We start from the raw sequence: 11,799 nt of genomic DNA, 5'->3' as shown, positions 1-11,799 counted from the left end.
CCAGCAGCCGCAGCCGATGTGCTGCCCGGGCTGCGAAGCGGTGGCCCAGGCCATCGTCGACAGCGGTTTTTCCGACAACTACCGCAGCCGCACTTCGTACGCCAATACGGCAGACGCCGGCGGCGCGCTGGTGCCGCCGGAACTGAGGCTATTCGATGCAGAAGAGGAGCAGCAGCGCTACGCCACCGTGGGCGACGACAATTTGCGTGAAGCCGTTTTTTCGGTGGAAGGCATACGCTGCGCGGCCTGCGTCTGGCTGATCGAACGACGCCTGGCGCGCTTGCCGGGGGTGGCGCAGGCCGGCATGAACGTCGCGACCGAGCGCCTGCATTTGCGCTGGGATCCGGCCCGTTGCAAACCGAGCGACGTGCTGCAAAGCATGCGCCAGGTCGGCTATACCGCCTATCCGTTCGACCCGGTGCGCCAGGGCGCGCAATTGCAGAAAGCCGGCAGGAAGTTGTTCCGCCAGTTGTTCGTTGCCGGCCTGTCGATGATGCAGGTGATGATGTACGCCGTCCCGGTCTACCTGGCGACCGACGGCACCATGGACGCTGACATGGAAACCATGATGCGCTGGGCCAGCCTGTTGCTGACCGTGCCGGCGGTGGTGTATTCCGCCCAGCCGTTTTTTGCCGGCGCCTGGGCCAGTCTGCGTAGCCGTTCGCCGGGCATGGATGTACCGGTTGCGCTGGGCATTGGCGCGGCCTTCATCGGCAGCGTGGCCGCTACTTTGCGCGGCCATGGCGACGTGTATTTCGATTCGGTCACGATGTTCATTTTCCTGCTGCTGTGCAGCCGCTACCTGGAAGTGATTGCCCGGCGCCGGGCGGCCACGGCGCTGGAGCGCTTGCAGCATGCGTTGCCGGCTTCGGCCACGCGCCTGGCCGGCTATCCGGGGAATGTGGCCGATGAAGTCGTGGGCGCGGCCCAGTTGCAGGCCGGCGACGTCATTCGTGTGCGGCCTGGCGAGGCGTTTGCCGTCGACGGCGTTCTGATCGACGGCGAAACCTCGGTCGACCTGTCGCTCTTGACCGGCGAGAGCCGTCCGCAGCACAAGCGCTCCGGTGAGGCGATCCCTGGCGGCGCGATCAATGCCAGCCAGCCGGTGCTGTTGCGCGTGTCGCGCGCCGTGGCCGAGAGCACCTTGTCGACGCTGGTCAAACTGATTGAACGGGCCGGGCAGGGCAAGCCGCAACTGGCGCTGTGGGCCGACAAGGTGGCCGGCTGGTTCGTCATTGCCTTGCTGATTCTTGCGGTGACGGTATTCGCCGTCTGGTGGCTCATCGATCCGTCGCGGGCCTGGCCGATTGCGATTGCCGTGCTGGTTGTTTCCTGTCCGTGCGCCCTGTCGCTGGCCACGCCGAGCGCGCTGGCTGCCGCTACCGATGCGCTGCTGCGCCAAGGCGTGCTGGTGATCCAGCCGCATGTACTGGAAACCCTGCATCGCGCCACCCATATTGTTTTTGACAAGACCGGCACACTGACTGAAGGCCGCCCGGTATTGCAGTCCTGCGACCTGCTGGACGGCGCGGCCAAGCCGGAAAGGCCGGACGGCACTGACAATGCCAGGCGCGACCATGCACTGCAACTGGCGGCTGCGCTGGAGGCGTCGAGCCTGCATCCGCTGGCGCGCGCATTCACGCAGGCTGCCAGCAGCTTGCCGCCACTGACGGCGCAGGCTGCCGGCAGCGTCGCCGGAGAAGGCCTGTGGGGCGCCATTGACGGCACGACCTACCGGATCGGCCGCCATGACTTTGTCGCTGCGCTGGTGGGTTTGCCGTTGGCGCAGCCCGGGTCTGACGATGGCGCCAGCACGGTCTATCTTGGCCGGGCCGGCGCATGGATTGCGCGTTTCGCGCTGTCCGATGCCTTGCGTCCTGAAGCAGCCGAGGTCGTGGCCTATTTCCGGCGCGCCGGCAAAGAGGTCAGGCTATTGTCCGGCGACCGTCAGCAAACCGTGGACCGAATCGCCGCCCAGCTCGGTATCGCCAATGCGTTCGGCGCCCAGCTGCCGGACCAAAAGCTGGCCCATGTGCAGGCGCTGCAAGCGCAGGGCGCTGTGGTGGCCATGGTGGGGGACGGCATCAACGATGCGGCGGTGCTGAAGGCGGCGGATGTGTCCTTTGCGATGGGCAGCGGCGCAGCGCTGGCGCAGACCCATGCCGACACCGTGCTCCTGTCGGGCCGGCTGGACGCCGTAAGCTGCGCCGCGCGCACGGCTGGCCGTACGATGGCGGTGGTGCGGCAGAACCTGTGGTGGGCGTCGGTCTACAACCTGGTGGCGATACCAGCCGCCGCGCTCGGCTGGCTCAATCCGTGGATGGCGGGTGTGGGCATGTCGCTCAGTTCAGCGATCGTGGTGGCCAACGCCCTGCGCCTGTCGCGCATTGCGCACCGGAGGCAATGACTTGGAAGCGCTCTATCTGCTCATACCGATGTCGATCGTGGTGGTGTTCATCGCGCTCTGGATTTTTTTCCGGGCGTCGGATGGTGGCCAATTCGATGATCTGGTCGGTCCGGGCCAGCGTATCCTGCAGGACGACGACAGGCCGGCCCAAAAGGATGCTGCGCCAGCAAATCGCACCGAGCGCCCGGATCTGCCCGAAGCCTGACCCGGACTGCGCGCTGACGATTCGATAACGCCCGCCGTCGCACCATTCGCTCCTTGTTCGAACGGATATAAGCAACGAGAATGTCAGTCATCACTTTTTCGTAGCATAAGCCGCCCCGACGCTTTCAACCGGGCGTATTTGATTCACATCAAGGAATTTGACATGTGCGGCCGGTAACCTCGCCACACTTTCGTTCAATCCACTTCCGGAGATCACCCTTGGACACAGCACTCGATTACAACTACAAGGTCGTGAAGCAGTTTGCTATCGCGACGGTGTTGTGGGGCGTCGTCGGCATGCTGGTTGGCGTCATCATCGCCGCCCAGCTGGCCTGGCCCGCCCTGAATTTCGACATTCCCTGGCTGACCTACGGTCGCCTGCGGCCCTTGCATACCAATGCAGTGATCTTTGCCTTTGGTGGAAGTGCGTTGTTCGCCACCTCGTATTACGTGGTGCAGCGAACCAGCCAGGTGCGCCTGTTCTCGGACAAGCTGGCCGCGTTCACCTTCTGGGGCTGGCAAGTCGTGATTGTCGCCGCGGCCGTGTCGCTGCCGCTCGGTTACACCCAGGGCAAGGAATACGCCGAGCTGGAATGGCCGATCGATATCCTGATCACGCTGGTCTGGGTGTCCTACGCCGTGGTGTTCTTCGGCACCCTGCTCAAGCGCCGCGTGCCGCACATCTATGTCGCCAACTGGTTTTTCGGCGCCTACATCCTGACTGTCGCACTGCTGCACGTCGTCAACAGCGCCGTGATGCCGGCGGGGATGATGAAATCCTACTCGGCTTATCCGGGCGTGCAGGATGCAATGATCCAGTGGTGGTACGGCCATAACGCCGTCGGCTTCTTCCTGACCGCCGGCTTCCTCGGCATGATGTATTACTTCATCCCGAAGCAAGCGGATCGTCCGATCTTTTCGTATCGGCTGTCGATCGTCCACTTCTGGGCACTGATCTTTACCTACATGTGGGCCGGCCCGCATCATTTGCACTACACCGCGCTGCCTGACTGGACGCAATCGATCGGCATGGTTTTTTCGCTGATCCTGCTGGCGCCGTCATGGGGCGGCATGATCAACGGCATCATGACCCTGTCGGGCGCATGGAACAAGCTGCGCACCGATCCGATCCTGAAATTCCTGATCGTCTCGCTGTCGTTTTATGGCATGTCGACCTTTGAAGGTCCGATGATGTCGATCAAGACCGTCAACGCACTGTCCCACTACACCGACTGGACCGTCGGCCATGTGCACTCCGGTGCGCTGGGCTGGGTCGGCCTGATCTCGATGGGATCGATCTACTACCTGCTGCCGCGCCTGACGGGCAAGAAGGAAATGTTCAGCGTGCGCCTGATCGAAGTCCACTTCTGGGTGGCGACCATCGGCATCGTGCTGTACATCGCGGCAATGTGGATCGCCGGTGTGATGCAGGGCCTGATGTGGCGTGCGGTGAATGCCGACGGCACACTGACCTATACCTTCGTCGAATCCGTCAAGGCGACCTACCCGTACTACGTCGTGCGCTTTATCGGCGGCTTGCTGTACCTGAGCGGCATGATCCTGATGGGCTACAACACCGTGATGACGCTGCGCGGCGGCCAGCCAGTGAATTCACGCATCCCTGCGCTGGCAGCAGCCCACTGACCGATACGACGACACGAATATCCAGGAGCGATAATGAAATTCAAACATGAGTGGATCGAGAAAAATCCCTGGTTGCTGATCATACTGGTGGTGCTGGTTGTCAGTGTCGGCGGCCTGGCGGAGATCGTTCCGCTGTTCTTCCAGAAATCGACAACCGAGCCCATCGCCGGGCTCAAGCCGTACTCGGCCTTGCGCCTGGCAGGTCGCGACATTTATGTGCGTGAAGGCTGCTACAACTGCCATTCGCAGATGATCCGGCCGTTCCGTGCAGAGACCGAGCGCTATGGCCATTATTCCGTGGCTGGCGAGTTCGTCTATGACCGGCCGTTCCAGTGGGGTTCCAAGCGCACCGGTCCGGACCTGGCCCGCGTGGGCGGACGCTACAGCGACGAATGGCATCGCAACCACCTGAACAATCCACGCGACCTGGTGCCCGAATCGAACATGCCCGGCTATCCGTGGCTGGCGACCACCAAGCTGAACCCGGAGCAGATCGTTCCCCACCTGCGCGCCTTGAAGCGCCTGGGCGATCCGTACACGGACGAGGACCTGGCCAATGCACCGAAAGAATTGGCCGGAAAGACCGAACAGGATGCGCTGATCGCGTACCTGCAAGGCATGGGAACGCAGATCAAGGCCAGGAACTGATCATGGATATCGGACAAATTTTCATGGACATGCGCTCGCTGTTCACGCTGGTCAGCTTCGCTACATTCATCGGCATCTGCGTCTGGGCCTACAGCTCGCGCCGCAAGGACGCCTACGCTGAAGCGGCCAACCTGCCGTTCGCCGACGACGAACCTGAAGATTCAAAAACGGGAGCGCATCATGGCTGATTTCACCAGCGAATTCTGGAGCATCTACATCATCGTGCTGACGGTGCTGGGCATTGCCGGCTGCGCATTGCTGCTGTATTCGCAGTCCAGGGTCAAGATCACCCTCGAACGGGATGCAAACGGCCACGTCATTGAAACCACCGGGCATAGCTGGGACGAGGGGCTGACCGAGCTCAACAACCCGATGCCGCGCTGGTGGATGTGGCTGTTCTACATCACGATCGTGTTCGGCGTCGTCTACCTGATCCTGTATCCGGGCCTGGGCAATTTGCCCGGCACGCTGGGCTGGAATTCGATCGGGGAATACAAGGCCGAGCTGAAACAGGCCGACGCCGATTACGGTCCCCTGTTTGCAAAATATGCCGGGCAGGACATGAAGGTGGTTGCCGCCGATCCGCAGGCTCGCGCCATTGGCGAGCGGCTGTTCCTGACCTACTGTTCGCAGTGCCATGGCTCGGATGCCCGCGGCAACAAGGGTTATCCCAACCTGAGCGACCGCGACTGGCTGTATGGCGGCGAGCCCGACGTGATCAAGACCTCGATCCTGAACGGCCGCAACGGCATGATGCCGCCGATGGCCGCCGCGGTCGGCACCGAGAAGGATATCGAAGCGGTCGCGCATTATGTGCTGTCCCTGTCGCAGTCCACCCATGACCCGATCAAGTCCGTATTCGGCAAATCGAAATTCGCTGCCTGCGCCGCCTGCCATGGCGCAGAAGGCAAGGGCAACCCGGCACTCGGTGCGCCCAACCTGAGCGACAAGATCTGGCTGTATGGGGGCAGTGTCGATACCATCATGGAAACCGTGCGCAAAGGGCGCGCCAACCAGATGCCGGCATTCAAGGATTTCCTCGGCGAAGAAAAGGTCCATGTACTGAGTGCCTATATCTGGGGCCTGTCCAATGACGCGACGGTAGCAGCGAAAAAGTAGCAAGAGGTGCGCGGGCCGCTGGCCCGCTTTGATGGCCATGACACTCATGTCCTGGCCATTTTTTCTTTGGTGGATTCAAGATGAATGCCGATCCGGAAGTTTCAGTGATCAAGATGTATGCCGCGCGGGAGGAAATCTATCCGCGCGAAATACAGGGCAGGTATGCCACCTTGCGCTGGGTATGTGTCTGGCTCACGCAACTGGTCTTTTACGGACTGCCCTGGTTTACGTGGAACGACCGGCAGGCAGTGCTGTTCGACCTGGCCGCCCGCAAGTTCTACATATTGGGCATCGTGCTGTGGCCGCAGGACTTCATTTACCTGGCTGCGCTGCTGATCATTTGCGCCTACCTGCTGTTTCTCGCGACCGCCGTCGCCGGCCGCGTCTGGTGCGGTTTTGCCTGCCCGCAAACGGTCTACACTGAAATTTTCATGTGGATCGAGCGCAAGATCGAAGGCTCGCGCAGTGCGCGCATGCGCCTGGATCGGCAACCGGCGAGCGCGGCCAAGTTCGCCAAGAAATCCGCCAAGCACCTGGCCTGGGGGGCTGTCGCCCTGTGGACCGGCATCACTTTCGTCGGCTATTTCACGCCGATCCGCACCCTGATGATCGAAATCGCCACGCTCGGCCTGGGGCCGTGGGAGTGGTTCTGGGTCTTGTTCTATTCCTTCGCCACCTATGGCAATGCCGGCTGGATGCGCGAGCAAGTGTGCAAATACATGTGCCCGTACGCCCGCTTCCAGAGTTCGATGTTCGACAATGACACCTTGATCATCACTTACGACGAAGCACGTGGCGAACCACGTGGCGCGCGCAACAAGAACACGGCCGGCAAAGCGCTGGGCGACTGCATCGACTGCAGCATGTGTGTGCAGGTATGCCCGACCGGGATCGACATCAGGAAGGGCCTGCAATACGAGTGCATTGGCTGTGCCGCGTGCATCGACGCCTGCAATTCGGTGATGGACAAGGTCGGATTCCCGCGCGGCCTGATCCGCTACGCCACCGACAACGCCATGAAGAACGGCTGGTCGCTGTCGCAGATGCGGCGGCGGGCATTGCGTCCGCGCGTGCTGATCTATACCGCGATACTGGGGCTGATTGTCGCCGCGTTTGCCATCACGCTGACCCTGCGCGAACCCTTGAAATTCGACGTCATACGGGACCGCGGCTCCATGGGACGCGAAGTCGAGGATGGCATGATCGAGAATGTGTACCGGCTGCAGGTAATGAACACCGCCGAGTCCGCGCAGCAGTACCGGATCGAGGTCAGCGGCGTCGACACGATCAGGCTGGCGACAGCGGACCTGGTATCGCTGCAATCCACCGAAAGCCGCGCCATACCGATCCGCGTGCGGGTCGACCATGGCAAGGGCAAGCCCGGATCGAACCGGATACAAGTGACGCTGACCTCGGTCGCCGACCCGTCGGTATCGGTAACGGAAAAAGCAGTTTTCATCGTGCCGCGTTGACCGCACAGGAGCAGCCATCATGACCCCGCAGAATGCAGTGCCCAGGCGCGACGCAGACAACAAGCCGTGGTATGCCCATCGCTGGCCCTGGCTATTGATGCTGGGTCCGTTCGTGGTCGTGCTGGCCGGTCTCTATACGGCCTGGCTGGCGATCAGCTACCAGGATGCGCTGGTGGTGGACGACTACTACAAACAGGGCAAGGCCATCAACCAGGACTTGCGACGTGACCGCACGGCGGCCGGCCTGCACATGCAGGCGCGGCTGGGTTACGACGCGGCGGCGGGAAACCTGCACGGCAATATCGCCGGCCCGCTGGCTGCGCGCAGCGCCGGACTGACGCTGCGCCTGGTGCATTCGACCCAGCCCGAGAAAGACCTGTTGTTCAAGGTGAAGCCGGACCAGCAGGGAAACTTCAGCGTGCCGCTGCCGATGCTGGAGATTGCGCGCTGGCAGGTACTGCTGGAAAATGATGCACGCGAGTGGCGGTTGCTCGGGACCTGGAAATGGCCCGAGGACAGACAGATAACAATCGTGGCCGACCTCGCGCCCTCCGAACCGCAAGGGAGATGAGACATGTTGCGACTGGTGACCGGAATCCTCTGGCCGTCTTTTCTGGTGGCGATCATCGCCGAAGGATTTTTCTTTTCGGTGTTCGACCCGCATGACCTGATCCTGGTCGGCACGCGCATCGACTTGCCGGCGATTGCCGCCTATACCCTGGGATTTTTCTTTTTCTGGACCTTCTGCGCGCTGGCCAGCATGTTGACGTATTACCTGCTCCGCGTGCCGGGCGACCGCAATCCGCCATTCTGACGGGCAGCCGGTTTCGCTGCCGCCGTCGGGTCCTTGTCGCGCCGGCTCAGCCGCAGTGCGCGGTGCCGGCAGCGATCGCCTTGAGCCGTTCCGGATCGAGCATTTCGATTTCCCGGTTGTTGACCCGCAATAGCCCCTGTTTCTTGAACTTCGACAACAGGCGGCTGATGCTCTCGATCGTCAGGCCCAGGTAGTTGCCGATTTCCTCACGCGACATGCGCAGCTGGAAACAGGTGGCCGTCTAGCCGCGCGCGGAATAACGCGAAGCGAGATTGACCAGGAAAGCGGCAAAGCGCTGGTCCGCACGCATGTTTCCCAGCAATAGCATCACGCTTTGCTCGCGCGTGATCTCCTGGCTCATCATCCGGTGGAAGTGATGCAGCAAGGTCGGGATATGGCTGAACAGTTCCTCCAGCCGGGGAAACGGGATCTCGCACACTTCGCTGTCTTCCAGCGCGACCGCATCGCAATGATGGCGGTCGGTGCTGATGGCATCCATCCCGAGCAATTCGCCTGCCATCTGGAAACCCGTGATCTGCTGCTCACCGTTGTAATTGATCTGGTAAGTCTTGAAATGACCGAGCCGTATCGCATACAGGTTGGTGAATGCATCACCCATCCGGTACAGCACGCCATCACGCGGGATCTTGCGGCGGCGGCCGATGATCGCGTCAAGCCGCGTCATGTCCTCTTCCGCCAGTCCCATTGGCAGGCATAGCTGGTGCATGCTGCACGCTGAACAGCTGGCGCGCAGTGCGCTGACATCAAGGCTGGGTTGCTTGTCGAAGAAGGGTACGGGCTGGCTCATTGTTTGCGGTGGGGCGGCAGGAGAGGAGGAAGCCTGTCGATGTCCTGAATTTACCTCAAATTTGCGATGTTCGGTTACTCTGTCCTTCGGCATGCCCTTGGATGGCGTCCTTGCGTGCAGTGCTTTGTCATCCACGCCGCGCGTAGTGCAGCCGCTGCCCCCTGGCTGCCCGGCTTGCCACTCATTGATCATTTTCCGACCTTCATGAAACTTTCCGTACTAGACCAGTCACCCGCTTCCGAAGGCAGCACCGCTGCCGATGCCGTGGCCGAATCCGTCCAGCTTGCCCGCCACTGCGAGGGGCTTGGCTACCATCGCTATTGGGTGTCCGAACATCACAACAGCGACAGTATCGTCGGCACCGCGCCCGAGGTGCTGATGGCGGCGATTGCCGCCACCACCAGCCGGATCCGGGTCGGGAGCGCCGGCGTGATGCTGCCGCATTATTCTGCACTGAAGGTGGCCGAGCAATTCCGCGTGCTGGAGGCGATTGCGCCGGGGCGGATCGACCTGGGCCTGGGGCGTGCGCCCGGTTCGGACCGACTGACCGCTTATGCCTTGAACCCGTCGGACGACGGCATGGCCGACCAGTTTCCGCAGCAGGTGATGAGCCTGCAGAGCTGGGTGTCGGGGCAGCCGCTGCCTGACGGGCATCCGTTCCGGACCATCAAGGCGCATCCGACCGGGCCGACCAGCCCGGAGATGTGGATATTGGGCAGCTCGGATTATGGCGCCCAACTGGCGGCGCATTTCGGGCTGCCGTATGCGTTTGCCTATTTTTTCAGCGATGGACGGGGTGTGGAGCAGGCGCTGCAACTTTATCGGCGCAATTATCGGCCGAGCGAGCGATTTCCGGTGCCGGTGGCGACGATTTGCGTGTGGGCCCTGGCGGCGGACACCGAGGAGCAGGCGCGCCATCTGCTCAAGACGCGGGAACACTGGCGGGTCGGGTTCGAGCAGGGCTTGCGCTTGCCCCTGATATCGCCGGAGGCGGCTGATCGCCTGGTTTACGCCGAGGCCGATCTTGGGCGGATTGCTGCGTTGCGGCGCCGGGCGATGGTCGGCACAGGAGAGCAGGTGCTCGAGAAGATTCAGGTGCTGGGTGAGCAACTCGGCCTGGATGAGATGGTGATCAATACCTGGGCGTTCGATCCGATGGCCCGGCGGCGGTCTTACGAATTGATTGCGCGGGCCGCCGGGATGGTTTGAGCCCGGGCTGCCGCCCAAAAAAATATCGCCCACATCCAGTTGACTTACCTAGATAGTGGCAATACTATATAAGCTGTTACCTATCAGCGGATGGCAATCTTGCCGCGCCGCCGAGCCCCGCAGTCCCACATACTGGAGATACCCACATGAAGATGTACAACAGCCCAAGCGAAGTAACCGGCGAATACCGTGACATGTTGTTGCGCCTGATGACCCGCCAGTTCTATGCAGAAACCGCAACCGCCGAAGTGTTCGGCCGTTCGATCGGCTGCGCGCCAACACTGCGCGAAAAGCTGATGGCTGCCGAGTTCGCAGAAGAAGAAGCAGAGCACAGCGGCCGTTTGTGCCGTATCTATGAAGACCTGGGCGTTGATCCGGAAGTCGTTTTCCAGGGCCGTCCTGCTGCTGCCAAGTTCTGGGACCTCGATCTCGACAACTGGATCCACATCGCTGTGTTCAACTTCACCGTTGACCGCGCCGGTAGCCACCAGATCATGGAATACCGTGATTCCAGCTATCGCCCATGGGCTGAGCAGATGGATGCCGTGCTGGAAGATGAAGAAGGCCACTACGGCAATGGCGTAGAAAACCTGCGCGAATTCGCTGCCAACAAGGCGCAGTTTAAAGAATTCCAAGAGGTCTACTACAAGATGCTGCCAGTCACGATCAAGCGTGCGTTTGGACGCCCGACAGGCGCGGACAACGATTACTGCGTCAAAGTCGGCCTGAAAGGTCACACGACGGAGCAAGTCGTGAATCGTTACCTTGAAGAAATGGTTGGCTTCATGAAAGAATGCGGCTTGAAGTTCCCACCGCTGGCTGCTTTCGACGCAATTGGCGCTGAAATCCTGCCATCGACACGCGAAATTCTCCTGTCCAACCAGGCTTAAGCACCATTTGCCGACAGGCAGAAATTTTGGAGATACGACCACATGTCAGATAACCCAGTACTGAACCCGAACTACAAGTTCACCACCCTGAAAGTCGAGATGCGCGGCAGCATCCTCGAAGTCACACTGAATCGCCCGGAGAAGCTCAACACCTTCGACGCCGTGATGCAACGTGACTTCACCGCATTGCAATTGAAGATCGAGCGTGATCCGGACATCCGGTGCATTACGATCTTCGGTGCGGGCGACCGTGCTTTCGGCGCTGGCGCCGACCTCACCTGGTTCGAGCAAGAGTGGCACATGCCGCGCTTCCGTACCGAGTACCGCTGGATCCACGATTTCTTCGATGTGCTCGAGCGCATTGAAGTGCCGGTGATCGCAGCCGTGTTTGGCACTTGCGCTTGCGGTGGACTGGAACTGGCGATGGCCGCTGATTTCCGGATTGCTGCCGACGACACCCGCTTTGGCTTCACCGAAGGCAACATCAACCTGATCCCTGGATCGGGCGGTTGTTCGCGTCTGGTGAAAATGATCGGACCGGCATGGAGCAAGGAATTGGTCATGGCTGGCGAGTTCATCGACTC

Annotated in this window: 12 protein-coding genes and 1 pseudogene; 12 read left to right on the top strand and 1 reads right to left on the bottom strand. The window is 61.3% G+C overall.

The window, feature by feature from the left end; translation table 11 throughout:
* The first annotated feature begins 16 nt into the window (after positions 1-16).
* From Q7T64_RS11910 to Q7T64_RS11870, 9 genes are all read left to right on the top strand, one after another.
* Positions 17-2,407 (top strand): heavy metal translocating P-type ATPase, encoded by a 2,391-nt coding sequence (locus Q7T64_RS11910; RefSeq protein ID WP_304795831.1) that lies wholly within the window; start codon positions 17-19, stop codon positions 2,405-2,407.
* Between the two features lies 1 nt (position 2,408).
* The gene (gene ccoS / locus Q7T64_RS11905) at positions 2,409-2,612 is read left to right on the top strand and encodes a cbb3-type cytochrome oxidase assembly protein CcoS (RefSeq protein ID WP_304795829.1); all 204 of its coding nucleotides are present in this window, start codon (positions 2,409-2,411) and stop codon (positions 2,610-2,612) included.
* A gap of 218 nt (positions 2,613-2,830) precedes the next feature.
* Positions 2,831-4,255 carry a cytochrome-c oxidase, cbb3-type subunit I gene (ccoN, locus tag Q7T64_RS11900; protein ID WP_304795827.1) on the top strand — a complete coding sequence of 475 codons (1,425 nt, stop codon included), beginning with the start codon at positions 2,831-2,833 and terminating at the stop codon, positions 4,253-4,255.
* 33 nt (positions 4,256-4,288) lie between these two features.
* A complete protein-coding gene (gene ccoO / locus Q7T64_RS11895; RefSeq protein WP_304795825.1) occupies positions 4,289-4,903 on the top strand; it encodes a cytochrome-c oxidase, cbb3-type subunit II in 615 nt (204 codons plus the stop codon).
* A gap of 2 nt (positions 4,904-4,905) precedes the next feature.
* A complete protein-coding gene (locus Q7T64_RS11890) occupies positions 4,906-5,091 on the top strand; it encodes a cbb3-type cytochrome c oxidase subunit 3 (protein WP_304795823.1) in 186 nt (61 codons plus the stop codon).
* Positions 5,084-6,022 carry a cytochrome-c oxidase, cbb3-type subunit III gene (gene ccoP / locus Q7T64_RS11885; protein ID WP_304795820.1) on the top strand — a complete coding sequence of 313 codons (939 nt, stop codon included), beginning with the start codon at positions 5,084-5,086 and terminating at the stop codon, positions 6,020-6,022. Before Q7T64_RS11890 ends, ccoP begins: the two co-directional genes overlap by 8 nt.
* An 80-nt stretch (positions 6,023-6,102) precedes the next feature.
* Positions 6,103-7,494 (top strand): cytochrome c oxidase accessory protein CcoG, encoded by a 1,392-nt coding sequence (gene ccoG, locus Q7T64_RS11880; RefSeq protein WP_304795817.1) that lies wholly within the window; start codon positions 6,103-6,105, stop codon positions 7,492-7,494.
* 19 nt (positions 7,495-7,513) lie between these two features.
* The gene (locus Q7T64_RS11875) at positions 7,514-8,065 is read left to right on the top strand and encodes a FixH family protein (protein ID WP_304795815.1); all 552 of its coding nucleotides are present in this window, start codon (positions 7,514-7,516) and stop codon (positions 8,063-8,065) included.
* A 3-nt stretch (positions 8,066-8,068) separates the two neighbouring features.
* Positions 8,069-8,308 (top strand): hypothetical protein, encoded by a 240-nt coding sequence (locus tag Q7T64_RS11870; protein ID WP_304795813.1) that lies wholly within the window; start codon positions 8,069-8,071, stop codon positions 8,306-8,308.
* A gap of 46 nt (positions 8,309-8,354) precedes the next feature.
* Here the strand turns inward: Q7T64_RS11870 and fnr are convergent.
* A pseudogene (fnr, locus tag Q7T64_RS11865) lies at positions 8,355-9,116 on the bottom strand (fumarate/nitrate reduction transcriptional regulator Fnr).
* Positions 9,117-9,320: 204 nt separating this feature from the next.
* On the opposite strand from fnr, the gene Q7T64_RS11860 reads away from it, so the two are divergent.
* From Q7T64_RS11860 to Q7T64_RS11850, 3 genes are all read left to right on the top strand, one after another.
* A complete protein-coding gene (locus tag Q7T64_RS11860; RefSeq protein WP_304795811.1) occupies positions 9,321-10,325 on the top strand; it encodes an LLM class flavin-dependent oxidoreductase in 1,005 nt (334 codons plus the stop codon).
* A gap of 146 nt (positions 10,326-10,471) precedes the next feature.
* Positions 10,472-11,215, top strand: a complete 744-nt coding sequence (locus tag Q7T64_RS11855) for a Phenylacetic acid catabolic protein (protein WP_304795809.1) — start codon at positions 10,472-10,474, stop codon at positions 11,213-11,215.
* A 42-nt stretch (positions 11,216-11,257) separates the two neighbouring features.
* The coding region (locus tag Q7T64_RS11850) for an enoyl-CoA hydratase/isomerase family protein (RefSeq protein ID WP_304795807.1) at positions 11,258-11,799 on the top strand (542 nt) is incomplete at its 3' end.

The sequence above is a fragment of the Lacisediminimonas sp. genome, assembly GCF_030645335.1.
Lineage (GTDB): Bacteria > Pseudomonadota > Gammaproteobacteria > Burkholderiales > Burkholderiaceae_D > Lacisediminimonas.
The sequence above is the reverse complement of the archived record's forward strand: the minus strand, read 5'-3'. Positions and strand labels throughout refer to the sequence as shown.

Bases quoted from the DNA above. Each gene is read 5' to 3' on its own strand.
- Q7T64_RS11910 (WP_304795831.1), top strand. From the start codon at position 17: ATGTGCTGCCCGGGCTGCGAAGCGGTGGCCCAGGCCATCGTCGACAGC.
- ccoO (WP_304795825.1), top strand. From the start codon at position 4,289: ATGAAATTCAAACATGAGTGGATCGAGAAAAATCCCTGGTTGCTGATC.
- Q7T64_RS11890 (WP_304795823.1), top strand. From the start codon at position 4,906: ATGGATATCGGACAAATTTTCATGGACATGCGCTCGCTGTTCACGCTG.
- ccoP (WP_304795820.1), top strand. From the start codon at position 5,084: ATGGCTGATTTCACCAGCGAATTCTGGAGCATCTACATCATCGTGCTG.
- ccoG (WP_304795817.1), top strand. From the start codon at position 6,103: ATGAATGCCGATCCGGAAGTTTCAGTGATCAAGATGTATGCCGCGCGG.
- Q7T64_RS11875 (WP_304795815.1), top strand. From the start codon at position 7,514: ATGACCCCGCAGAATGCAGTGCCCAGGCGCGACGCAGACAACAAGCCG.
- Q7T64_RS11870 (WP_304795813.1), top strand. From the start codon at position 8,069: ATGTTGCGACTGGTGACCGGAATCCTCTGGCCGTCTTTTCTGGTGGCG.
- Q7T64_RS11860 (WP_304795811.1), top strand. From the start codon at position 9,321: ATGAAACTTTCCGTACTAGACCAGTCACCCGCTTCCGAAGGCAGCACC.
- Q7T64_RS11855 (WP_304795809.1), top strand. From the start codon at position 10,472: ATGAAGATGTACAACAGCCCAAGCGAAGTAACCGGCGAATACCGTGAC.